The organism is Hyphobacterium indicum, assembly GCF_003129605.1.
Classification (GTDB): domain Bacteria; phylum Pseudomonadota; class Alphaproteobacteria; order Caulobacterales; family Maricaulaceae; genus Hyphobacterium; species Hyphobacterium indicum.
Genome location: NZ_QBDX01000001.1, coordinates 781,311 through 804,906 on the forward strand (window position 1 = coordinate 781,311; position 23,596 = coordinate 804,906).

Sequence of the window (23,596 nt, forward strand, 5' to 3'; positions counted from 1 at the left end):
AGAGCTGCGAGGGCCGGGGCGGGCATGACATCATCCCCGCGGCGCCGGCGGCAGGTTGTCAGCCCCTTCACGCCGCTTTCGCCTGTTTCGCCCGGCCGGCCAGCGCTGCGGCAATCGCTTTCATCGGGGTCGCCCAGTCGCCGAAGGTGGCGCCGTGGAAGAGGCGGGCCGTGGGATACCAGGGCAGGCCGTCACTGCCCAGTTTTGACCAGCCCTGTGCGGTGGGCGTCACGATCAGCGCCTCACCGCCCACGGCGCAGGTCAGATTGGCGGTCGCATTCATCGGCCCCAGGGTCACATCCAGCGCCTTGCCGAGTGCGGCCACGCCATCGAGATCCATCTTCAGATCGATATCGGCGGGCTGATGGATTTTGACGCCGAAGTCTTTTTCCGCGCGTGCCAGATCCTCCTCGACATCGCCATATTGCAGATTGAGCAGCGTGATGCCGGGCATTTCCAGTACCGGCCTCCAGGTCTCGAAGGCGGAGAAATATTTCTGCCGCTTGGCGGTCATTTTCAGTGATTTCCAGAGCAGGCCGACCTTCAGCCCGCCGCCCAGCCTGGCCAGCTCTGCCTGCCAGTGCGCGACCTGTTCGGGATCGGCGGTCAGAAAGCCCGGTTCGGCAGGGAAGGCCTCAAGCGATTGCCGGAAAGCGCGCGCCGCATTGCCCATCGGAAACCACAGATCGGCCGGCGGCTTGTCCTTGATCACACTTTCCGCCACACGCCAGTCACGGCCTTCCACACGCGCCGAGGCATGGGCCTCGATCATCAGATCGGGAAAGCTGCGGCGGAACAGTGGCAGCAGGCGTTTTTCGCAGGCGATGCGCAACTCGCCTTCCGGGCCGATGGCGTCGATCACATCCCTTGTGGTGTTCATGAACATGACCTCGTCCCCGAGCCCCTGTTCGCCGACCATCACCACCGTCTTGCCTTTCAGTTGCGCCGGATCGGTCCCGTCCCAGCGCGGCAGGCTGATTTCAAACAGCGTCGCGTCCTTGTAATCAGGGTCGAGGCGGACGGCATATTCCGCCCAGCCGCGCTCCAGATCGCCAGCGCCGAGATAGGAGAGCGCCCGGCCATGGCGCATGATGGCGTGGTCCTTGCGGCTGGTCGCCGCGTCCAGCGCCTTGTCGAAGGCGTCGATGGAGGCGCGCGAATCCCCGACCAGATCATGCGCATAGGCGAGATTGTTCCAGGCCCGTGCAAACTCCGGATTGATCCGCAGACTCTCCTGGTAAAAGGTCGCCGCCTGCACCGGATCGCCGGATTCGATCAGCACCGTGCCCAGCGCATTCCAGAGATCATAATGCTCCGGATTGGCATAGATCGTGGTGCGCAGAAGTTCGACCGCATTATCGAACTGGCCCTGATCGCGCAGAATACCGGCCAGATTGATCGTGCCATCGATATTTCCCGGCTGCATGCGCAGGAAAATCCGCAGGAATTTTTCGGCCACCGGCAGCATGTCCAGCTTCCACGCCGTCATCGCGAGGGACTGATAGATGTCCGGGGAATTGGGATCCGCGTTCAGCGCCCTTTCGTAGAAATCGAGCGCCAGGGACAGCCGGCCGAGCTCGTCCAGCGCCACGCCCATCACATGGTTCGCCAGCGCGCTTTCCGGGTCCAAATCCAGCGCCCGCATGGCCAGCTTGGCCGCTTGCGCGCCATGACCGGAATGCGCCAGCTTGACGGCACGTTTCAGAATTTCCGCCATCTTGCGCAATTTCTTGCGCTCCGCCGGACTGGCACGCTCGATCGCACTCTTGAAGTCCGGGCCCGTATCCACCGCCGCCGCATCGGCCAGGTCGCGCTTGGCGGCTTCTTCGGGCTGGGCCAGCAGGTCTTCAAGCTTCAGTTCAGGCATTATGCGCTCCGGCTCTCACAAATCCCGCCCAGAAAGGCCTGCTTCGCTTGATGCCGGGTTAACGCGCGCTACTTCGCACCAAGGGTAAAAGCGGTGAGGTGTCATGCTGGAAAATCTGCCGGAAAATTACCGCGCCGTGGTCTTCGGGGCCAGCGGCGGAATCGGCGCGGCCATGACTGCCGCGCTCGCCGAAGATCCACGCTGCGGCGAGGTCTGGGCCGGATCCCGCACGGGCAGCGGTACGGACCGCAAGCGGCATGATTTCCGCTTCAACCTCACCGATGAGAACAGCATTGCCGCCGCAGCTGACCGGATCGGAGAAAGCGGTCCGGTCCACCTTGCCGTGATCGCCACCGGCCTCTTGCACACGGCTGAATTCGGACCCGAGCGCAGCTGGCGCGAACTGGACGCCGCCGCCATGGCGCAAGTCTTCGCCGTCAACACGATCGGTCCGGCGCTGATTGCCCGGCATTTCCTCGAACTTGTTCCGCCGGGCGTACCCGCCATCTTCGCGGCGCTGTCCGCCCGCGTCGGCTCGATTGGCGATAACCGGCTGGGCGGCTGGCACAGCTATCGCGCTTCGAAAGCTGCACTCAACATGCTGATCCGCAATTTCGCCATCGAGCTTGAGCGCAAGCGCAAGCAGGCCATCTGTGTGGCGCTGCACCCCGGCACGGTCGATACCGGATTGTCACAGCCATTCCAGCGCGGCGTGCCGGAAGGAAAACTGTTCACGCCGGATGACTCGGCCCGGAAACTGCTCTCCGTCCTGGGGGGATTGGGGCCCGCGGACAGTGGATGCAACTACGCGTGGGACGGCCAGCGCATCGAATGGTAGGATTCGAAACGCTTTTTTCACTTCCCCCTGTCTAGCCTGCGCATAACCGGCCGGTTGGCCCGGATATGAGGGGGAGGCGTATGCCACTCAAATTGTCGCTCAAGCCCGGCGAGAAATTCGTGCTCAATGGCGCCGTCATGCAGAATGGCGACCGCCGCGCAACGCTGGTCCTGCAGAACAAGGCGTCAGTCCTGCGCGAGAAGGACATCATGCATGAGGCCGATGTCACCACGCCGGCCCGCCGCGTTTATTTCCCCATCATGCTGATGTATCTGTCCGACAAGCCTGACGACAAGGCCTATGACGAATTCGTCCTGCGCATGACCGAATTCATGAATGCGATCGCCTCGCCGGAAGTCCTGCAGCAATGCGTTTCGGTGTCCCGCGATGTGATGGCGGGCGAGCATTACAAGGCGCTGATCCGCTGCCGCAAGCTGATTGAATACGAAGACGAGAGGCTGAAATAGTGGCTCTTTCCGCTTATCAGAACGCGGCAACGCGCGCCGAGGATCCGCGTTCGACGGAATACCGTCTGTTCGCGCAGGTCACCCGCGCCCTGATCAAGGCCGCCGAGGCCGATCTGCTGGACATGAAGACCCGTTCTGAAGCGCTCGACTGGAACCGCCGGGTCTGGAGTGCCTTTGCCATTGATTGCGCGGAGCCGGACAACAAGCTGCCCGAAGGCCTGCGCGCCGCCATCATCTCGCTGTCGATTTTCGTTTCCAAACACTCTTCCGCCGTCATGCGGGAAGGGGCAGACATCGACATATTGATCGAGATCAACAAGACCATCATGCAGGGGCTTCAGCCCCAGTCCCAGCCCGCACCGCAACCTGTCGCGGGGTAGGGCTTTCGCAATTGGTGGTTGGCGACGTCCGACACGCATTTGAAAAAGCGAACCCGATTTGCCTTACCGTTGAAGATACGGTCTAAGCGGCTGGCGTGAATGGGGGACACAAGATGATCCTTGGAAATATATCGAAAGCAATTCGTGAGCAGAACTACTATGCCGTCGTGCTGGAGTTCGTCATTGTTATTGCTGGTATTGTGGTCGGTTTTCAGATCAATGCATGGGCGGTCGATCAGCGGCTGCGGGCCGAAGAGCAGGCTTTTGTGGACCGGCTTTACGCTGATATCGAAGCCCTCCGGACAGAGCGCACCATCATCGCGAGCAGAGATGCAAACAACCGTGTAATAAATGCGACCGTCCTCGAAAAGCTGAGGCCGGAGTCGAGCGCAACCGAGCTCAGCCGGGACGAATGCGCCTTTATCATTGTGTCCAATCTGATCAATTACGATCCTTCTGGTCTCCCCGCGCTCGAAGAACTGAGTTCTTCCGGCGACCGTCAATTCATCCGCGATCCGGCACTGAGCGCCGCTATATCGACTTTCATACAGGAAAGGCAGGCCCGGCGAGATGTGGCCCGGGAACTCAGCAGCAAGACGGTCGATCTCAGCCTCAATTATTCTGCTCTCATCCACCAAAGGGTTTCTCAACCGGAAGGCGGTTTATCGCCGGAAGACCTGCGCGCCTCGCGGCTCATGGAAATTCGGGTGACAGAGTGCGATCTCGCCAGCATGCGGTCTAACGGCGAGTTCCTGAACAATATGGTCAACAATACGGTGATGATGTCGCTGTTTGGCGCGAATGTTTCCGAGCGAACCGATGAATCGCTTGCGGCCCTGACCCACGCATTGGACGCCTATCGTATCGCGCATGCGAGATGAGCTAATCGCAATCCGGTATTTTGAGCAAGAATACGAAGGTGGGTAATTGCCAATTGCCCTGAGCCGTAATCCGTTGAAAACTGGCCGTCATGTCCGACACTTTCTTGACCATCGCCTACGCCATCGCAGCCGGGTCTATCGGTTTTGCGTTTGTCCAGGCCTTGACCTATTCCGGTCAACGTCGTGACCGTATCTTTTTCTTTGGCGCGGTTCTGCTGGCGCTCCTCATACATGTGCTCGGCCAGCTACTCCTCATTTCGGGCGCGTATGAGCTCGCACCGCACCTTGTCGGAGTGGATTCCGTGATCAAGATGGCCTTGGGGCCAGCTGTCTTTTTCTATACCCGCGCATTGGTTTCGCCGGAAAAACCGCGCTTTGGCCGCCTCGACTGGATGTGGCTCCTCGGGCCGGTGCTGATCATTCTTGTTTGGCTTCCCTTCGGAGGACTGAGCGCGGAGGAAAAGCTCGCTCTGGTGGATCCCGCGACCCGGAATCCGGTCCATTTCAGAATGGCGATATTCACCTGCACGGCGTCTCTTGTGGTCTTTATCGGCTTCACGGCCCTTTATCTGATTGCTGCCCTGAGGCTCCAGATGCGTCACCGGCGGACGATGATGGAGCAGTTTGCGAATATTGAACGCAAATCCCTCGACTGGCTCCGCGCCATTCTGTTCGTCTTCGCTGTGGCCTGGGTGTTCTTCGCGATCAAGCAGGTGCTTTGGGTGACCGGGACGTCGATCCCGGCGTTCAATCTGGCGCTGGCTTACATTGAGACATTCGCCATCGCCGCCTTCGCCTATCTCGGTCTGCAGCAACCGGATCTGCTTTTCGAGCGAGCGTCCAGAGCGCAGACCCGGCGTCCGATCCTGTCCGATGAACGCATGAGCCGGACGGCCGCAAAGCTGATCAGAGCCCTGAATACGAACCGGCTTTATGCGGACAGTGATCTGTCACTGCGCGCGCTCTCCGACATTACGGGCGTGACCAAGAACCACATTTCCGAAACCCTCTCCCAGCATCTCGGCGTCAATTTCTTTGACTTTGTGAACAGTCATCGGGCCAGCGAAGCCCGGCGATTACTGAAGGAGACCGATCTCTCCATCCTCGAGATTGCTCTGGAGGTCGGCTTCAACTCGCGATCAACTTTTAATGCTGCCTTCAAGAAACATGTTGGCTCACCGCCGAGCACGTATCGCGAAAACCCTCACAGCGCCCGCGCGCTCGACGCGGCCTAGCCCGTATTCAGCACCTTTGGGATGTCCGAATGGCCCCATTCGGACGACAGCCAGCCAGACCGCCTCCATTCTCAGACGGCCGCGATCAATTCCGGTCTGTATCACTGATTGTTTGAAGGAGGCGCTCCCGCCATGTTTACTCCACACACCGAAAAAACCGCCCGCCGCATGGCTCGGCTGGCCGGCTTGTCTTACGTCATCTATACGCTGGCCGGCCTATACATCACCTTCGGGCCTATCCCTTCACTCAGCGCGCTGGCAGATGAAAGCGCCGCGTTGCAGTCACTCGAATTTCTGTTCCGTACGGGCTTTCTGGCCGAGGCGGTGATGTATACCTTTGTTTGTGTTTCGGCCGCCGCGATGTATGTCGTTTTGAAATCGGTTAGCCAGGGCGGGGCCATGATTGCCGCTTTCTGCCGGCTGATCGAAGCCGCCATGGGCGCAACCTTCATCATCTTCAAGTATGCGGCCTTTGCCGCGGTGGTAAATCCCGAACTGGGTGCGGGTTTCTCGGGCGAAGAGCAAAATGCCCTCGTGATGTTCCTGCGCGATATTTACGGCTCGGCGCTCTATCTCTTGCTGATGCCGATGGCCCTTGGCGGCGTCATTTTCTTTGCCCTGTTTTTCCGTTCCCGCTTTATCCCGCGCTGGCTGTCCGCCTGGGGCATGCTGACCTATACAGTGATCGGCACTCTGGCCGGGGCGATTGTATTGTATCCGGCTCTGGCAGAGCAGGTCATGCTCTTCTTCGTGCCGGGCGCTCTGTTTGAATGGGTGTTGGCGCTGTGGCTACTCTTTGCGGGCATCAACACGAAACACTGGCGTAGCAAGGCATCAGCCAACGACTGACGCGGCTTCGGAAGCAACACCTCTGCCCACGCTCGGTACGAAAGAGCGTGGGCAGTATGCAAACCCCGGCTAGGCGAGAGCTGCCGGTCCGGCACAGATTGCCGCCCAGTCACCCGACATTTCTTGCCGGGCTGCCCGCCGAAAAACTTCAAGCACCTGAAATAATGAAGAAAAGCCTGTGCCATCCGCGCGTCCGCATGGCGCGAATCTTGCGCCTTCGCACGCAGGACAAAACGTCCTGGAGACGCCGCAAAATGCGGGGTCAATTCACTTCCAGAACGGAGGAACCCCAATAATGACTCTTTCAGTCAACACCAACGCAGGTGCGATGATTGCCCTGCAGAATCTGAACAAGACCAATATGCAGCTTGAGGAATCCCAGTCGCGCATCAATACCGGCCTCGAAGTGGCCGGTGCGAAAGACAATGGCGGTATCTATGCCATTGCCCAGAGGATGCGCTCGCAGGTGAGCGGCTATGGCGCCGTCACCGACTCGCTGAACCGGGCCGTATCCGCTGTGGATGTTGCGCTCGCGGCAGGCGAGGCGATCTCCGATCTCATCATCGAGATGAAGGAGAAGGCACTGGCTGCGGCTGACACATCGCTTGATACGGCCTCGCGGACCGCCCTGAATGCAGATTTCACGGCGCTGCGGGACCAGATCAAGACGATTGTTGCCAATGCCGAATTCAACGGGACCAATCTTCTCAACAATTCGACGGCGCAGATCACCGCGCTGGCGAATGCAGACGGGTCGAACACGATCACGGTGCAGGATGAAAACTTCGCTCTGGGGGCCGGGAGTGCGCTGATTACGATCGCGTCCAATGCGTCATATGCTACGGCGACGCAGGCCGACAATATCGCCAGCCAGCTCGGGACCTCGCTCGATAACGTCAATGCTGCCCTCGCACGGCTCGGCACGCAGTCAAAGGCTCTGGGTATTCACACCACCTTTGTCAGCAAGCTGACCGATGCGCTGGAAACCGGGATCGGAAATCTTGTGGATGCGGATCTGGCAAAAGAAAGCGCCCGTCTTCAGTCGTTGCAGGTCAAGCAACAGCTGGGGATCCAGGCGCTGGGTATTGCCAATCAGCGGCCGCAAGCGATTCTCTCCTTCTTCCAGTAAGAAGAAACGGGGCCGCTTTCCACCACGGAGCGGCCCCGTATTTTTTTGAATCATTTGAATCGGTTAAACGCCGGGAATCTTTGACCGCCCGGCAGGAATTGCCCGCGGAAATCGCCCTTGCCCGGCAAAAATTTCCTGGTCCGAATTCGATTCGTTTTCAGTGCAAGAATATTATTCTCAATAATTACAATCACTAAGGTAATTTCCTAATCTGGCTGCAACCTTTCTGGCCCCGCCCTTGCTGGTACGTGACCGGGACAGAAGTCCCTGCTGGCAAAATGCCGGTTGAACGACCAGAAAGGGAGGGCCAAGAAGTGGCTGCTACCATCAATACCAATGCGGGTGCGATGATCGCCCTGCAAAACCTGAACAAGACCAATATGGAGCTTGAGCAGGTCCAGACCCGGATCAATACCGGGCTCCAGATTTCCTCGGCAAAAGACAATGGCGGCATCTATGCCATCGCCCAGTCCATGCGGGCTGATGTGGCAGGCTATCGCGCTGTCGGAAATTCGATCGATCTCGCCCAGTCCACTGTCGATGTGGCACTCGCGGCCGGCGAAGCCATCTCCGACATTCTGATCGAAATGAAGGAAAAGGCGCTGGCCGGAGCGGACTCATCCCTGGACGCCGCATCGCGGACCGCCCTCAATGCGGATTTCACGGCGCTGCGCGATCAGATCGCCACGATTGTCGCCAATGCCGAATTCAACGGCACCAATCTGATTTCCAATGGTGCGGGTGATATCACCGCCCTTGCGAATGCCGATGGCTCCAACACCATAACCGTGCAGGCGGAAGACCTGTCGCTGACGGGCACGCAGCTGACCATCTCCGCCACCTCCTCTTTCGCGACCGCCACCCAGGCCGACAATATTGCCAGCCAGATCGGCACCTCGCTGGACAATCTCAATGCCTCTCTGGCACGCCTCGGGACCGGCTCCAAGTCGCTGGAAATCCACAACACCTTCATCAGCAAGCTTTCCGATGCGCTCGAAAAGGGCATCGGCAACCTCGTCGACGCGGACCTGGCCAAGGAAAGCGCCCGTCTCCAATCGCTGCAGGTCAAGCAGCAGCTGGGGATCCAGGCGCTGTCCATCGCCAATTCGGCACCGTCGGCGATCCTCGGATATTTCCGCTAATTCAGCGGGATAGCAGAATTCGGTGAGGGGCAGAAGCGCCTCACCGGATAAACGGGCTGGCAAAACGCCGGCTTTTGAAACCAGAATGGAAAGGGCCAAGAAATGGCTACTATCAATACCAATGCGGGCGCGATGGTCGCTCTGCAGAACCTGAACAAGACCAATTCGGAGCTTGAGCAGGTTCAGACGCGGATCAATACCGGTCTCGCGGTATCTTCTGCCAAGGATAATGGCGGCATCTACGCCATCGCACAGTCCATGCGGGCTGATGTGGCAGGCTATCGCGCTGTCGGCAATTCGATCGATCTCGCCGTTTCGACGGTCGATGTCGCTCTGGCCGCCGGTGAAGCGATCTCCGACATCCTGATCGAAATGAAGGAAAAGGCCCTTGCGGGTGCGGATTCTTCCCTCGATACAGCGTCGCGTACCGCTCTGAACGAAGATTTCAAGGCGCTGCGGGATCAGATCAGCACCATCGTGTCGAACGCCGAGTTCAACGGCACCAATCTGATCGACAACTCCGTCGCCAGCATCTCGGCTCTCGCCAATGCGGACGGCTCCAACACCATCACGGTGCTGGATGAAAACCTGTCGCTTGGCGGTGGCGTTGTGACAGTTGCGGCAACGGCGTCCTTCGGGACGGCTGCGGCTGCTAGCACACAAGCTACGGCAATCGCTACGTCTCTGGACAATCTGAACGCGTCTCTGGCGCGCCTCGGCACCGGCTCCAAGTCGCTGGAAATCCACAAGACGTTTGTCGGCAAGCTCTCTGATGCGCTCGAAAAGGGCATCGGCAATCTCGTTGATGCGGACCTGGCCAAGGAAAGTGCCCGTCTCCAATCGCTGCAGGTCAAGCAGCAGCTGGGGATTCAGGCGCTGTCCATCGCCAATTCGGCACCGTCAGCGATCCTCGGATACTTCCGCTAGTCCAGCGGAAGGGTGGGAATTCGGTGAACGGGCAAACCCCGTGACCGGATAAAAGGCCGGCAAAATGCCGGCGACATGACCAGAAAGGGAAAGGCCAAGAAATGGCTACTATCAACACGAATGCGGGCGCAATGATCGCCCTGCAAAACCTGAACAAGACCAATATGGAATTGGAACAGGTCCAGACACGGATCAATACCGGCCTCGCGGTCGGATCGGCAAAGGATAATGGCGGCATCTTCGCCATTGCCCAGTCGATGCGTGCCGATGTGGCAGGCTATCGTGCCGTGGGTAACTCCATCGACCTTGCCGTATCCACTGTGGATGTGGCCCTGGCCGGTGGCGAGGCTCTGTCCGACATGCTCGTCGAGATGAAGGAAAAGGCGCTGGCTGCGGCTGATACTTCACTCGATGCCGCTTCGCGGACAGCGTTGAATGCTGACTTCACGGCTATGCGGGATCAGCTGAAAACGATCATCGCCAACGCCGAGTTCAACGGCACCAACCTGATCGATGGTTCGACCACCGGCATTTCGGCTCTGGCCAATGCCGACGGCTCGAACAACATCACGGTTGCGGACGAGGATTTGTCGCTTGCCGGTTCGGTCGTCACGATCGCAACCAATGCGTCCTTCTCGACCGCCACCCAGGCTAGCAACATTGCCAGCCAGATCGGGACGTCACTGGATAACCTGAATGCGTCTCTGGCGCGTCTGGGTACGGGCTCCACATCGCTCGAAATCCACAAGACGTTTGTTGGCAAGCTGTCGGATGCCCTGGAACGGGGTATCGGCAATCTCGTCGACGCGGATCTTGCCAAGGAAAGTGCCCGCCTCCAGTCACTGCAGGTCAAGCAGCAGCTGGGCATCCAGGCGCTCTCCATCGCAAACTCTGCGCCGTCAGCGATCCTCGGATACTTCCGTTAATCGCGGGATTCGGGTGGCCGGAATTGAAGGGGTTCCGTTCCGGTCACCCACCCCCCGATAAGGGAAGCTGTCCGTTCAGATAAGGAGGTGTGGGCGGAGAACCCGCTTGCAACCCGGAATGAACGAGCTGATCAAGAGTGTAACATCGTCGGCCCCGGCCGCCTTTTCCGGCCTGCCAATGGCCTCTGTCCCGATCCGCGAAGTCTCGCCCGGCGGCGAACGCGAAGCGGACAGCAAGGACGGTTCAAAACCGCCCTCGCGGGACGAGCTGGAGGCTTCCATCGACAAGCTGGCCGAAACCGCCTTTGCCGAGTCCCGCCTCGCCATCGAGAAGAATGAGGCGGCGGGCGTATTCGTCTATCGCCTGATCGACAGCCAGAATGGCAGTGTGATCCGCCAGTGGCCGTCCGAGGAATTCCTGGCTTTGCGCGAATATCTGCGCTCCAGGCAGGGCGGTCTCGTCGACGAACGCATCTGAGCCGTGCCGCCCGGCAAAAGGCGGCCCATCTGGCGTATATCAGCCCGGCAAAAATGACCGTGTGGCTGGACAGGAAAATTGCGCCCTCAATTACCCATTGAAATATAACGTATAATTTCCAGCCTGCTTCGGCACGCTGTTTGCGACCCTGATGTCGAACTCCGGGTGAATTGTCTCCCGGCCCGTCCGAAGGACATCAAAAGGGGAACCGCATGACCCTCTCTATTCATACCAACGCCGCGGCCATGGTCGCGTTGCAGAATCTCAACAAGACCAATGATCAGCTCGCTGACGTACAGACCAAGCTGAACACCGGCCTCCGCGTCGGCGGTGCCAAGGATAACGCGTCTGTCTATGCCGTGGCGCAGGGCATGCGTTCGGATATCCGCGGCCTGTCGGCGGTGCAGACCAGCCTCGACCGTTCGGTCTCGATCGCCGATGTGGCGCTGGCGGCCGGCGAAGCCATATCCGATCTTCTGGTGCAGATGCGTGAAAAGGCGACTGCAGCGATGGACCCGTCCATCGATACCTTCTCGCGTCAGGCCTATGATGCCGACTTCAAGGCGCTGATCGATCAGGTCTCGGTCATTCTCCAGAATGCCGAATTTGACGGCGCAAACATTCTCAATGGCTCCATTACGGGCGGGATTAACTTCCTGGCGGATGCCGATGCCTCGCGCTCTATTACCTTGCGCTCTCAGGATCTCAGCCTTTCCGGTTCGATCATTACCCTGGCTAATAATGCAAGTCTCGGAACGGTATCGCTGGCCAGTGCTGTCAACTCGCAGATCCAGGCCAGCCTCGACAATGTCAATCAGGCGCTCGCAAATATGGGTTCGGACGCCAAGAAGATGGAAGCCCATCGCGGCTTTGTCGGCAAGCTGATGGATGCCCTCACCCAAGGTGTTGGCAATCTGGTCGATGCCGACCTGGCCAAGGAAAGCGCGCGATTGCAGGCCTTGCAGGTCAAGCAGCAGTTGGGCGTGCAGGCGCTCTCCATCGCCAACTCCCAGCCCCAGATCATCCTCAACCTGCTCAATGGCGGTTAGCCGGTCCCGGCATGATCATGCGGAAAACAGGCGGCGGGCTCCGGCTCGCCGCTTTTTTTATGGGCGACTCAGCGCAAATATGACGCATGACCGCGCGCTTTTTGCCCTATGGCCGTCAATCCGTTGATCAGGCCGATATCGATGCGGTGATCCGCGTCCTGAAGTCTGACTATCTGACCACCGGCCCGGAAATCGAAAAATTCGAGACCGCCCTGTGTGCGGCGACCGGCGCAGGAGAAGCGGTCGCCTGTTCCAATGGCACCACGGCCCTGCATCTGGCGCTGGCAGCCCTCGGTGTGGGGGAAGGCGATCTCTGCATCGTGCCGACCATCACCTTCATGGCGACCGCCAATGCCGTGCGCTATTGCGGCGGCCGGGTGATATTCGCGGATGTTGACCCGGAGACAGGCCTGATGACCCGCGCCACCCTGGCCGATGCGATGGCGCGCGCCGATGGACCGGTGAAGACTGTCCTGCCCGTGCATCTCGGCGGGCAGAGCTGCGACATGGCGGCGATTGCCGATCTGGCCCGCGACGCCGGTGCGGTCATCGTCGAGGACAGCTGCCACGCGCTCGGCTCAGAACGCAGCGGCGGCCGGGTGGGTGATGGCCGCTATGCGGATGCCGCGACCTTCTCCTTCCATCCGGTCAAGACGATTGCCGCAGGGGAGGGTGGGGCGGTCACCACCAATGATGCCGCACTCGCCGAAAAGATGCGCCGCCTCCGCAGTCATGGCGTGACACGCAACCGCGCGGAATTCATCGGCGACCCGTCAGAACCCTGGCGTCAGGAATTTCATGATCTGGGCTGGAATTACCGGCTGCCGGATCTGTGCGCAGCGCTGGCCCGGTCGCAATTGTCGAAGCTGGATGAATTTGCGGCGCGCCGCCGCGCCATGGCGGACATTTATGATCATTCCCTCGGCCGGTTGGGCGGGCATATCCGGCCCGCCGCCCGGATGCCGGACCAGTCACCCTGCTGGCACCTCTATGTTGCGCTGATCGATTTTGACGCCTTCGGAACGACCCGCACGGACGTGATGAATGCGCTGCACGAACGCGGTATCGGCACCCAGGTGCATTATATCCCGGGCCACAGCCAGAAGATCTATGATGACCCCCGCCATTTTCCGGGTGCGGAAAGCTGGTACCAGCGCTGCCTCACCCTGCCGCTTTTCTATGGCATGACCGATGAAGAGGTTCACCGTGTCGTCCGCGCTCTCAGCGATGTGCTGGGTCTGCGCGCGTTATGATCTGGCTGCGCTGCAAGGCCGGGCTGGACATCGGCACCGGCCATGCCGTGCGCTGCCTTGCGCTCGCCAGAGCCATTACGGCAGAAGGTGGTGAAGCCGGCATTGTCCTGGACACGGATAAAACTGCTTTTTTGGCGCAAGCGGATGACGCCGGTATCCCGGCATTGACGGTTTCGCCGCGGGAACATCTGGCCGATGAAGTGACAGAATTCCCGCCGGGACCCGTCGTGTTGGACCTCTCGAACCCGCTCCTGCTGGATCAGCTCTCAGGCCTCGTCGCGGAACTGCAGTCACAAGGCCGCAGAACAGCCCTCATCGACGGGCTGGGTGAAGAAGCCTATGCTGGCCTGGCCCGGCCAGATCTCGTGATCACCCCCTATATCGGGGCCGAAGCCGGAACGCCGCGCCTGGCACATCGCTGGATCGGCGGCGGGGAATATGCCGTGCTTGGCCCGGAATATGAGACAGCACCAACACCTCTGGACCGGCGCGAGGGCGTGCTGGTCATGCTGTCAGGGTCAGACCCCTGGCATCTCACGGAACGGGTGATCGGCGCTTTACCGGATCAAGGCCCGGGATTGCGTATCGTCATCGGTAATTCCATTCCGCATGATCGCGGGCTGAAACTGGCTGCCGCGGCCGAGGCCATAGGGGCCAGCCCCCTCATGGCACCCGAAAGCCTGTTTGATCATTTCAATGCGGCACGAGCCTGCATTCTCGGGCCCGGCCTGGCCAAATATGAGGCCGCGGCGACCGGCACGCCTTGCGTCATTGTCTGCCCGGATGACCGCCATGCGGACCTGCAATCGGCCTTCATTCATGCGGGGCTGGGGCATCTTGTAAATGCAGCCCGATCGGACTTTTGCGGAAATTTGAAATCCGCGCTTGAGGCGGCCTTGCAGGACCACCCGGCGCACCCCGGTCCGGTGGACGGGCAGGGCGCACGGCGTGTGGCCCGTGAGCTCCTGCGCACATTTGGCGAGTAATCGTTAAGACGAATCGCGGGAAGCTGCGGCCAAGCTATCGGACCCGTTTTATGTCTTCGAACCCGGCCCTGCCCAGATCCGCCTTCGCCATTGCCGGCCGCGGCATTGGTGATGGTCACCCGCCCTATGTGATCGCTGAAGTATCCGGCAATCATAACAAGGAGTTGGGCAAAGCCTTGAAGATGATCGAGGTGGCCGCCGAGTGCGGCGCCGATGCCGTCAAATTCCAGACCTACACCGCCGACAGCCTGACGCTGCCCAGCAACAAGCCGGATTTCCAGATTACGGCCGGCACCTGGGCGGGCTGGAATCTGCACGAACTCTACCAGGAAGCGGCGACGCCCTATGAGTGGTTTCCGGCGCTGTTCGATCATGGCCGGGCCATGGGCATCACCGTCTTTTCCTCGCCCTTTGACAATGAGGCGGTGGACCTCCTCGAAGGGCTGGAGGCTCCGGCATACAAGATTGCCTCCAACGAGTTTACCGACTGGCCGCTGATCCGCCGCACGGCACAAACCGGCAAGCCGGTCATTCTCTCGACCGGCACGGCGAGCCTTCAGGAAGTCGGCGATACCGTCCGGTTTCTGGAAGGCGAGGGCGTCACCGATTACGCCCTGCTGCATTGTGTCAGTGCCTATCCCGCGCCCATGAACAGTGCCCATATGCGCAATATCACCGCCCTGCGGGATCAGTTTCCGGTGCCGATCGGTTTTTCTGATCATACGCTGGACATCACCGCCCCCATCGTGGCGGCGGCGCTCGGTGCGGCCATTATCGAGAAACATTTCGTGCTCGACCGATCGGAGGGCGGACCGGATTCCTCTTTCGCCATCGAACCGTTCGAACTGAAACGCCTGTGCGAAACCGTGCGCGATGCGCATGCCGCCATGGGCGGTCCGCAATTCGGTTTGAAAGAGGCGGAGACAAAATCACCCATCTACCGCCGTCATTTCTATGCCACGCGCGACATTGCGGCGGGCGAGATCATCGGGCCGGACAATGTGAAGGCTATTCGCGCCCGCAAGGGCATCGCCGCGCGGGAATTTGAACGCCTCTTCGGGGCGAAAGCCGCGTCTGCGATTGCGGCGCACGAACCCGTCACCTGGGAGGCGGTCGATGAGTGATAAACGCGATCTCATCCTCTTCGGTTCGGCGGAAATGGCCGAGCTGGCGCATTTCTATTTCAGCCAGGATACGGACCATCGCATCGCCGCCTTCACCGTGGACGATGCCTATGTGAAGGAAGACTCGTTTTGCGGTCTGCCCATGGTGCCGTGGAGCGAGGCGCAGACCCGTTTCGGTCCGGACACACATGCCTGTCATGTCGCCCTGTCCTACATGAAGCTGAACCGTCTGCGGCAGGCCAAGTTCGAACAGGTGAAATCGGCCGGCTATGACATGCCCAGCTATGTCTGCTCGAAATCCGTCACCTGGCCAGACCTGCAGATGGGCGAAAACTGCTTCATCCTTGAAAACCAGACCCTCCAGCCGACCGTGAAGCTGGGCGATAATGTCATGCTCTGGTCGGGCAATCATATCGGCCACGGCACACATATCGGCAGCCATACCTATTTCGCTTCGCATGTCGTGGTCTCCGGTCATTGCCGGATCGGTAAACGCTGCTTCTTCGGCGTCAACGCCACGCTGCGGGATTTCCTGAAAGTCGGAGACGAAGCCTTCATCGCCATGGACGCCAGCCTGACCAAGGACGTTGAGGCCGGCTCTGTCGTGCTGGGTGCCCCCTCCACCGTTTTCGGCCCGGACGATCCCAAGGGCCGCAAGATCCGCAACAATTATTTCGGCCTCGATGACTGACTGGAAAAAACTCGGCCCCGTGATCAGACCTGACCCGGACCTCTGGTGGTGCCGGACCCATGCCATGCTGCCCACACCGGAGCGCCTTGGCTGTTCACTGGTCCGCATCTGGTGGGGCGGACGCAATGATGCCAACCAGTCCCATATCGGCTGGTCGCTGATCGATCTGGAACGCCCCGATGTGGTGCTGGAAACCGCGCTGGAACCCGAACTCGCGCCCGGCCGGCTCGGCACGTTTGACGACAATGGCGTCCTGCCCTCCTGCGTCATCCATACCGGCAGCGAAACCCGGCTCTATTATATCGGCTTCAAGCCCGGCGGCACGACACGCATGGATCTGTTCGGCGGCCTCGCAATCAAGGCCGATGGTGCGGCGGCTTTCGAGCGCTGGTCCGAAGCGCCGATCATCGAGCGTTGCAAGGTCAATCCCTTCATCAATACCGCGCCCTTTGTGGTGAAAACGCCGGTGGGCTGGCGCATGTATTATGTCGCCGGGGTGGAATGGGTGCACAAGGATTTGCCGCGCTACAATATCCAGATCGCCTCCTCGAAAGACGGGCTGAACTGGCAGCGCAAGGGCCGCGTGGCGATTGATTTCGAGCCCGGAGAGAATGCGCTGGCCCGGCCTTATGTCTGGCATGATGGCGAGATGTGGCGCATGTGGTTTGCGGCCAAGGGCGAGGCCTATCGCCAGCAGCAGGCCGTCTCGCCCGACGGGCTCCACTGGACCCGCACCGATCCGCCGGGGCTGGAGCCGGGCGGGGATGAAGACAGCGAGATGATCGAATACGGCGTTGTGCTGACCCATAACGGCCAGCGCATCGCCTTCTATAATGGCAATGACTACGGCGTCGGCGGCGTGCTCGCCGCAGTGGAAGAATGACCCGGCCCGCCGTCAATCCCGCCCGGAAATCCGCGGCCATCATGCAGCCCACCTTTCTGCCCTGGATCGGCTATTTCGGGCTGATGGCGTCGGTCGACCTCTTTGTCTTTCTGGATGACGTCCAGTTCGACAAGCGCTCCTGGCAACAGCGCAACCGCATCAAGACGGCCAATGGCATTGTCTGGCTGACCGTGCCGGTGCTGACCCGGGGCCGCCGCGACCAGAAAATATGTGAAGCGGAAATCCAGCCGGATGCGAAATTCCCGGACGCCATGTGGCGCACCATCGAGATGAATTTTGCCAAAGCGCCCTATGCGTCGCGCTACCTGCCACCGCTGCACGACATCATGCTGGCGCACACCACCCGTATCGGCGCGCTGAACATCGCTCTCATCGAGTGGATGGCAGGCGAGTTCGGGATCACGACGCCCACGGCGCGCGCCTCGCAAACACTGGTCGCCTCCGCCAAGGCGGACCGTCTTGTGGATCTCTGTCAGGCGCATGGCGTGACGGACTATCTCTCCCCGCCCGGCTCCAGAGCCTATCTCGAGGACAGCGATGCCTTCGAAAAGGCCGGAATCGCGCTCGATTATTTCGACTATTCCCATCCGGAATATGACCAGCTTCACGGGCCGTTCGAGCCATATATGAGCGCGCTCGACCTGCTCGTGAATGCGGGCCCGGAGGCCGCCGTCATTCTCCGTTCGGGTCTGAAATCATGATGCAGCGTATCGCCATCATCCCGGCCCGCGGCGGGTCCAAACGCATTCCGCGCAAGAATATCCGCCCCTTTGCCGGCCAGCCGGCGCTGACCCATATCCTGCGCGCCGCCGAGGCCACCGGCCTGTTCGATATCATCCATGTCTCCACCGACGACCAGCAGATCGCGGAAGTCGCGGCCACAGCCGGCCACCGCCCGGATTTCCGCCGCGACGCCGCCATCGCCGATGACCACACCCCCATCCGCTCGGTGATGAGCTGGACGCTGCGCGAGTATGAAAAGCGCGGCCGGTATTTCGAAACCGCGACCTTGCTCTATGCCACGGCCTTCTTCGTTGAGCCCGACGATATCGCCCGCGCGGTGGCCGATTTCGAAGCGCACCGCACCCATCCCGTGCTCGCCGTCAACCATGTCGGTTCGCCGGTCGAGAAGCTCTTCGTGGAAAGGGAGGGCGTGCTCCGGACCGTCGATGAAAACCGTTTCGGGTCCCGCACCCAGGATCTGAGCCCGGCTTACCAGGACGCCGGCGCCTTTGGCATTTTCTCCGCCCCGGGCCTTCTGGCCGAGGATGATGGCGGCGCGCCCCTGCGCTTCCGGCCCTTCATTCTCGACCGCTGGAAAGCCATTGATATCGATACCGAGGAGGACTGGGCCCTTGCCGAGCGCCTCCATGCTGCAAGGACACAGTCATGACCTACAGGACCGAGCAGGAAGCCTTCTGGGCCGGACAATTCGGCGATGAATACCGCGAACGCTGTTCCCTGGAACCCGAGCTGGTCGCGGCCCGGACCGCCTGCATGGCGCGCATGTTGCGCAAGGCCGCGCCGGTGAAATCCGCCTTCGAGATCGGTTGCAATATCGGCCTCAACCTGGTGGCCATGAACCGGGTGTCGCCGGGCACCGAATTGGAGGCCATCGAGATCAATGCCGAGTCCGCGGCACAGGCCCGCAAACTGGGTGTGGCGAAGATCGAAACCGGCTCCATCCTCGAATACACCCCGCCGCGGAGCTATGATCTGACCCTGATTTGCGGCGTGCTGATCCACCTCGATCCGGAGGTGCTGCCGCAGGTCTATGACGTGCTCTTCAACGCCTCGAACCGCCATATCCTGCTGTTTGAATACTACAATCCGACGCCGGTCGAGGTCACCTATCGCGGCCATCAGGCGCGGCTGTTCAAGCGCGATTTTGCCGGGGAGATGCTCGACCGCTTCAAGGGAAATCTGGCGCTGAAGGATTACGGCTTCTTCTATCACCGCGACCCCATCTCCTGGTCCGATGACGGGACGTGGTTTTTATTGGAGAAGGGGTGAGTCTCATCGAGTACTGATCAATTTCCCCTCCCCCTGTGTGGGGAGGGGTAGGGGTGGGGGCAATTACCGGCATGGCATCTGCCATCATCACCCCACCCTGACGGCTGCGCCGTCTTCCCTCCCCATCAAGGGGAGGGGAAGTGCCTCATTGATAATGATTCTGGTCAGGCCAGCCTTTCACCCGTCACCGCATCAATCACGGCCAGCGCGGCCCAGCCCTGCGCGGCGATCTCGGCCGCGATCTGTTCATTCCAGTTGGGTGAGCAGAGAAGGAAGATGCGCGCCTTCGCCTCTGCCGCGGCATCCGGATGCGCAACCGGGGCGGCAAGGCCCGGAAAGGGCGTGCCGATCTTGCTGGCGGATTTATCCACCACCTGAACCGATGAAAACGCCTGTGCCAGAAGCGGCGCGGCGCGCTCGGCATATTCATTGGCGCCCCAGATAAAGACCGAAGCCGTACCCGAAGGATCGGCTTCCCGCGCCAGTCTCGCCGCGCTTTCCGCCGCCTGTTGCCGCCGCGCCCGGTCCGCCATCGCCTCGGCATAGGCCGCTTTCGCCGCCGTCAGCCGCGCCGGGCCACCGGAAAGATAGGCATTGGACGCCGGACGCGGACTTTCCGCCAGCGCCCGGTCCCTCAGACGCGCCGCAATCGCCTGGCCATAGGCCACGGTCGGCGCGGGCTGGTCACGCAGGATCTCCAGCCCGTGTTGTTCCAGCAATTCGCGCAGCGTTTCCGGCGTGAAATGCAGCAAATGCTCTACATTCAGCGAGTCCTGCGGATGCGTTGTATAGTCCGGCACTTCCAGGATCAGAACGCCGCCATCCTTCAGGAGCGCGAGCGCCGAGCGCAGCCACGCCCCGGCCTCGATCACATGCTCCAGCACATAATAGGCGATCACCGCATCGGCGGATCGGGGCGCAACGGACGCAATCCCGGCCTCCAGAAAGCCTTTCTCGACCCCGGAGGCCTCGTCGGCCTCAACCGGATCAAAGCCGAAAGCGTCATAGCCGGCCTTTGACAGCTCGGCACAGAACGCCCCGTCATTGGCGCCGATCTCGATGATCCGCCCGCCGCCGGGCACGCGCGCCGCCACGGCGGCCAGGCGCGCCGGGCCGTCGAAATGCAATTCCCCGCCGCGATGACCGATATGCGCATCGCGGTAATAATCCATCAGGAAGGCGTCATCGGGCCGTTCCAGCGCCTGAACGAAGCCGCACTGGCCACAGGCGGCATCGGCGAACACCATCTGATGATCACAGCGGCGGCCGCGCACAATGATCTCGCGCTGGCCCAGCACGTCGGGCCGGGACGCGCCGCACAGATCACAGGCCACCACCTGCCAGCTGGCGCGGCGCAGGGGGCGGTCAGGCGCGGCCATCAAGGCGCGCCTTTTGTTGCTCCAGCACATAGCGGGAGAGAGAGGGCGTATAGGTCGAGGTCAGGGCCTGTGCCGTCGCCAGATCATTGAAGCGCAACTGCACCGAGATCCGCACCCGGCCGGATGCATTCGGCCCGCTCTTGTGGATCAGCGACTGATTGAAGATCAGAAGCTCGTCATACCCCACCGCCACCGGGACCAGCGCGGCCTCGGGCACCGGCTCGGCGGTTTCAAACCATTCATGCCCGGCCTCATAGGGCTTGAAGGGGCACAACCCCCCGGCATGACTGCCCGGCAGAATGCGCAACTCGCCCATCTCCGGCGTCATCCGGCACAGCGGCGTCCACAGCGTCACGGCATTGGGCGAGAGCAAGGAGTACCAGCTGTCCTGGTGCGCCGGCGTGGCAAAGCGCTGATCCCCCGGACGGTCCAGCCGGATCAGCGGCAGCGTTCCCGCCACCGCGTCTTCCACCCCGGCGGCGGCAACACTTTCACGCACAAACGGATGATGGATCAGGGCAATCACCGGCGGCAGGGCCGGGAAGACTTCATAGAGGGCGCGGGTGACGGCATGGCCGGTCTCGGCGGCGTGTATGGCATCCAGCAGCGCATCAAATCCGGCGTCTTTGGGCAAGGCATTGAATGTGTCCGCATCCAGAAGCCGCGCGGCAATGCGCAGCGCGGCCGCGTGCAGCGCCGCCACCACCTCGTCCTTCATGACCGCAATCGCGGGATCGCGGATCAACGCATATCCGTCGCGCGTGAAATGACGGAAGGGATCAGCGCCGGCCATGGTTAGCCGGCCAGTGCTTTCAGCCGTGTCTCGATCAGGCCCTGCAGCGCCCGCGCATCCATCAATTCCGGATTATTGTCGGAGGCATAGGCGAATTCTTCGGGCATGGCCCGCGCCCCCTCGGCGAGATAGCGCACCCGCAATTCCGCCTCCAGCGCCGGCAGGATGGCATAGCGGTCGGTCAGTTCCACCGTCTGGCGGGCATCATCTTCCGGCACCATGACTTCATGCAGCTTCTCGCCGGGGCGGATGCCGATGATTTTGTGCGGCAGGTCCGGGGCCATCGCCCGTGCCAGCTCGTTGATCGACATGGACGGGATTTTCGGCACGAAGACCTCGCCGCCCTTGGCCATTTCCAGGCTGGAGAGGACGAAATTCACCCCCTGGTCCAGCGTGATCCAGAAGCGCGTCATGCGCTCGTCCGTGATCGGCAATTCACTGGCACCTTCGGCGATCAGCTTCTTGAAGAAGGGCACGACCGAGCCGCGCGAGCCGATGACATTGCCATAGCGCACCACCGAGAAGACCGGGCCATTGCGCCCGCCCATATGCTGGGCCGCGGTGAAGATCTTGTCCGATGCCAGTTTCGAGGCGCCATAGAGATTGATCGGGCTGGCGGCCTTGTCCGTCGACAGGGCCACGACACGCTTGACGCCGCGCTTGATACAGGCGCGCACCACATTTTCCGCGCCCATCACATTGGTCTTGATGCACTCGAACGGATTGTATTCGGCAATCGGTACATGTTTCAGCGCCGCCGCATGGACCACGATATCGACATCGCGCATCGCCATATCCAGCCGCGTCTCGTCGCGCACATCGCCGATAAAATAGCGCAGGCAGGGATAGTCGGCCGGCGAGAATTCCTGCGCCATCTCGTATTGCTTCAGCTCGTCGCGCGAGAAGATGATCAGCTTTTTCGGTTTGAATTCAGCCAGAACCGTTTTCACGAAGCGCCGGCCGAAAGAGCCGGTGCCGCCGGTGATCAGCACAGTCTGACCATCCAGATTGATCCGCGGATCGCGGAAATCCCGGCCTGAAAACAGGCTTTCAATATCTGCGGCGGGGAGCGAAGCGAGCGTAGCCATGGCCATCCTGACGAATCGATTTTCTCAAGCCTTGCTGTGCGCCGGTTAACGCGCCGTTAGGCTGTCGGAGCGATCCTCAAAGGCAGATCGGAGGAGGGATGCCATGAGTTTGGCTGTCATTGTGCAGGCTCGCGCCGCCTCCTCCCGCATTCCGCTGAAATTGCTGGAATCCCTGGGCGAACGCAGCGCCCTGTTACGCTGCATGGACCGGTGCCGCGCCATAGAGGGCGCCGAACTCGTCATCGCCGCCGTCGCCGATGGCCCCGGAGATGATGAAATCGCCGAGGAAGCCACCGATGCCGGCTATATGGTCACGCGCGGCCCGGAAGATGACGTTCTGGCCCGCATGGCCAGTGCAGCGCGCGAATCCGGCGCGGAATACATCATCCGTGTGGAAGGCCATCACCCCTTCATCGACCCGCAAATCTGCGCCCGGACGCTGCAGCTCCTGCAGGACACGCACGCCGATTTTGCCTGCAATGACATGCCGCTGGCCTTTCCCGACGGTCTGCAATGCGAGGCCTTTCCGGCGCTGCTTCTGCATGAAGCCGAGCGCAATGCGGTCAAGGCGTTCGACCGGCATTCGGTCACCGGCTGGATCCGCACTCATCCGCGCATCCGGCGTGTGGCGCTGACCGGGCCGGGCAATGGCCTCGAAAAACTGCGCTGGACGCTGGAAGAACCGGCCGATCTGGATTTCTGCGCCGCCGTCTATGCCGAGCTGGGGACACGCGCCGCCAGCGTCAGCGCCGCCGAACTCGCCGCGCTCTGCCTGCGCCGGCCGGACATTACCGGGCTGAACACCGCCCTGGCCCGCGCCCGGCCCGTCATCGGCACGCCGGAATTTGCAACCCCGCCCATGGCGTTGGCGGCGGTGGCTTAGGCCGACCATTGATATGCCGGGCGCGAAGGCCTGGATTGTTCAGCCTTGTCGAATGCGGTAATCTTGGCGGCTAATCACGGTCCTGAATTCGGTCAGGAGAGAGCCTTGAAGGCAAAGTCAGACAACACTTATTTTGTCCGCGCGCTATGGGACGATGAGGCCAAAGTCTATGTCTCTGAAAGCGATATAAAGGGCCTTCATATCGAGGCGGAGACGCTTGAAGATTTCGAAGCCGTCATTTTCGAGCATGCCGGAGAGTTTGTGATCGAAAACCATTTTCCATGAAAGACGCCGGATTCGGACACTAATTCTGC

At 61.0% G+C, this 23,596-nt stretch carries 26 protein-coding genes; 22 read left to right on the top strand and 4 right to left on the bottom strand.

Annotation, left to right across the window (positions count from 1 at the left end; genetic code table 11):
* Positions 1-67: 67 nt before the first annotated feature.
* Positions 68-1,867: a tetratricopeptide repeat protein gene (locus DBR16_RS03870; RefSeq protein WP_109259891.1), complete on the bottom strand. Its 1,800-nt coding sequence runs from the start codon at positions 1,865-1,867 to the stop codon at positions 68-70.
* 103 nt (positions 1,868-1,970) lie between these two features.
* Here DBR16_RS03870 and DBR16_RS03875 point away from each other — a divergent pair, with 103 nt between their 5' ends.
* The 20 genes from DBR16_RS03875 (at position 1,971) to DBR16_RS03970 (ending at position 19,139) form a co-directional block, all read left to right on the top strand.
* The gene (locus DBR16_RS03875; RefSeq protein WP_109259892.1) at positions 1,971-2,705 is read left to right on the top strand and encodes an SDR family NAD(P)-dependent oxidoreductase; all 735 of its coding nucleotides are present in this window, start codon (positions 1,971-1,973) and stop codon (positions 2,703-2,705) included.
* 80 nt (positions 2,706-2,785) lie between these two features.
* Positions 2,786-3,172, top strand: a complete 387-nt coding sequence (gene flbT / locus DBR16_RS03880; RefSeq protein WP_109259893.1) for a flagellar biosynthesis repressor FlbT — start codon at positions 2,786-2,788, stop codon at positions 3,170-3,172.
* Positions 3,172-3,552 carry a flagellar biosynthesis regulator FlaF gene (flaF, locus tag DBR16_RS03885; protein ID WP_109259894.1) on the top strand — a complete coding sequence of 127 codons (381 nt, stop codon included), beginning with the start codon at positions 3,172-3,174 and terminating at the stop codon, positions 3,550-3,552. Before flbT ends, flaF begins: the two co-directional genes overlap by 1 nt.
* Before the next feature lie 113 nt (positions 3,553-3,665).
* Positions 3,666-4,433, top strand: a complete 768-nt coding sequence (locus DBR16_RS03890; RefSeq protein ID WP_109259895.1) for a hypothetical protein — start codon at positions 3,666-3,668, stop codon at positions 4,431-4,433.
* A gap of 89 nt (positions 4,434-4,522) precedes the next feature.
* Positions 4,523-5,668 carry a helix-turn-helix transcriptional regulator gene (locus DBR16_RS03895; RefSeq protein WP_109259896.1) on the top strand — a complete coding sequence of 382 codons (1,146 nt, stop codon included), beginning with the start codon at positions 4,523-4,525 and terminating at the stop codon, positions 5,666-5,668.
* 132 nt (positions 5,669-5,800) lie between these two features.
* Positions 5,801-6,517 (top strand): DUF4386 domain-containing protein, encoded by a 717-nt coding sequence (locus tag DBR16_RS03900; protein ID WP_109259897.1) that lies wholly within the window; start codon positions 5,801-5,803, stop codon positions 6,515-6,517.
* A 295-nt stretch (positions 6,518-6,812) separates the two neighbouring features.
* Complete coding sequence (locus DBR16_RS03905) at positions 6,813-7,646, top strand: flagellin (RefSeq protein WP_109259898.1); 834 nt, start codon at positions 6,813-6,815, stop codon at positions 7,644-7,646.
* Positions 7,647-7,924: 278 nt separating this feature from the next.
* Positions 7,925-8,788, top strand: coding sequence for a flagellin (locus DBR16_RS03910; RefSeq protein WP_109259899.1), 864 nt, complete (start codon positions 7,925-7,927; stop codon positions 8,786-8,788).
* A 102-nt stretch (positions 8,789-8,890) separates the two neighbouring features.
* Entirely contained in the window at positions 8,891-9,715 is an 825-nt protein-coding gene (locus DBR16_RS03915; protein WP_109259900.1) for a flagellin, read from the top strand.
* A 101-nt stretch (positions 9,716-9,816) separates the two neighbouring features.
* Positions 9,817-10,641 (top strand): flagellin, encoded by an 825-nt coding sequence (locus DBR16_RS03920; RefSeq protein ID WP_109259901.1) that lies wholly within the window; start codon positions 9,817-9,819, stop codon positions 10,639-10,641.
* A 118-nt stretch (positions 10,642-10,759) separates the two neighbouring features.
* Positions 10,760-11,119 carry a flagellar protein FlaG gene (locus DBR16_RS03925; protein WP_109259902.1) on the top strand — a complete coding sequence of 120 codons (360 nt, stop codon included), beginning with the start codon at positions 10,760-10,762 and terminating at the stop codon, positions 11,117-11,119.
* Between the two features lie 212 nt (positions 11,120-11,331).
* On the top strand, positions 11,332-12,168 hold the full coding sequence (locus DBR16_RS03930; RefSeq protein WP_109259903.1) for a flagellin: 837 nt from the start codon (positions 11,332-11,334) through the stop codon (positions 12,166-12,168).
* 86 nt (positions 12,169-12,254) lie between these two features.
* Positions 12,255-13,421 (top strand): UDP-4-amino-4,6-dideoxy-N-acetyl-beta-L-altrosamine transaminase, encoded by a 1,167-nt coding sequence (pseC, locus tag DBR16_RS03935; protein WP_109259904.1) that lies wholly within the window; start codon positions 12,255-12,257, stop codon positions 13,419-13,421.
* The gene (locus DBR16_RS03940) at positions 13,418-14,407 is read left to right on the top strand and encodes a hypothetical protein (protein ID WP_109259905.1); all 990 of its coding nucleotides are present in this window, start codon (positions 13,418-13,420) and stop codon (positions 14,405-14,407) included. The genes pseC and DBR16_RS03940 overlap by 4 nt, the downstream gene beginning before the upstream one ends.
* Before the next feature lie 50 nt (positions 14,408-14,457).
* On the top strand, positions 14,458-15,531 hold the full coding sequence (gene pseI / locus DBR16_RS03945; protein ID WP_109259906.1) for a pseudaminic acid synthase: 1,074 nt from the start codon (positions 14,458-14,460) through the stop codon (positions 15,529-15,531).
* Positions 15,524-16,222, top strand: a complete 699-nt coding sequence (locus DBR16_RS03950) for an acetyltransferase (protein WP_109259907.1) — start codon at positions 15,524-15,526, stop codon at positions 16,220-16,222. The genes pseI and DBR16_RS03950 overlap by 8 nt, the downstream gene beginning before the upstream one ends.
* A 19-nt stretch (positions 16,223-16,241) precedes the next feature.
* A complete protein-coding gene (locus DBR16_RS03955) occupies positions 16,242-17,105 on the top strand; it encodes a glycoside hydrolase family protein (protein ID WP_125184493.1) in 864 nt (287 codons plus the stop codon).
* On the top strand, positions 17,102-17,827 hold the full coding sequence (locus tag DBR16_RS03960) for a WbqC family protein (RefSeq protein WP_109259909.1): 726 nt from the start codon (positions 17,102-17,104) through the stop codon (positions 17,825-17,827). Before DBR16_RS03955 ends, DBR16_RS03960 begins: the two co-directional genes overlap by 4 nt.
* The gene (locus tag DBR16_RS03965; protein ID WP_109259910.1) at positions 17,824-18,519 is read left to right on the top strand and encodes an acylneuraminate cytidylyltransferase family protein; all 696 of its coding nucleotides are present in this window, start codon (positions 17,824-17,826) and stop codon (positions 18,517-18,519) included. The genes DBR16_RS03960 and DBR16_RS03965 overlap by 4 nt, the downstream gene beginning before the upstream one ends.
* Complete coding sequence (locus DBR16_RS03970; RefSeq protein WP_109259911.1) at positions 18,516-19,139, top strand: pseudaminic acid biosynthesis-associated methylase; 624 nt, start codon at positions 18,516-18,518, stop codon at positions 19,137-19,139. Before DBR16_RS03965 ends, DBR16_RS03970 begins: the two co-directional genes overlap by 4 nt.
* A gap of 164 nt (positions 19,140-19,303) precedes the next feature.
* Here DBR16_RS03970 and DBR16_RS03975 read toward each other — a convergent pair whose 3' ends face one another.
* Genes DBR16_RS03975 through pseB form a run of 3 tightly spaced genes read right to left on the bottom strand, consistent with a single transcriptional unit; the run spans position 19,304 to position 22,399 of the window.
* Positions 19,304-20,518, bottom strand: coding sequence for a class I SAM-dependent methyltransferase (locus DBR16_RS03975; protein WP_161539401.1), 1,215 nt, complete (start codon positions 20,516-20,518; stop codon positions 19,304-19,306).
* A complete protein-coding gene (locus DBR16_RS03980; RefSeq protein ID WP_109259913.1) occupies positions 20,505-21,311 on the bottom strand; it encodes a phytanoyl-CoA dioxygenase family protein in 807 nt (268 codons plus the stop codon). Before DBR16_RS03980 ends, DBR16_RS03975 begins: the two co-directional genes overlap by 14 nt.
* A 2-nt stretch (positions 21,312-21,313) precedes the next feature.
* Complete coding sequence (gene pseB, locus DBR16_RS03985) at positions 21,314-22,399, bottom strand: UDP-N-acetylglucosamine 4,6-dehydratase (inverting) (protein ID WP_109260046.1); 1,086 nt, start codon at positions 22,397-22,399, stop codon at positions 21,314-21,316.
* 103 nt (positions 22,400-22,502) lie between these two features.
* Between pseB and DBR16_RS03990 the strand changes: the two genes are divergently transcribed.
* Both DBR16_RS03990 and DBR16_RS03995 read left to right on the top strand, forming a co-directional pair.
* Entirely contained in the window at positions 22,503-23,282 is a 780-nt protein-coding gene (locus tag DBR16_RS03990; RefSeq protein WP_109259914.1) for a cytidylyltransferase domain-containing protein, read from the top strand.
* Positions 23,283-23,387: 105 nt separating this feature from the next.
* On the top strand, positions 23,388-23,567 hold the full coding sequence (locus DBR16_RS03995; RefSeq protein WP_109259915.1) for a DUF1902 domain-containing protein: 180 nt from the start codon (positions 23,388-23,390) through the stop codon (positions 23,565-23,567).
* The last annotated feature ends 29 nt before the right edge of the window (positions 23,568-23,596 follow it).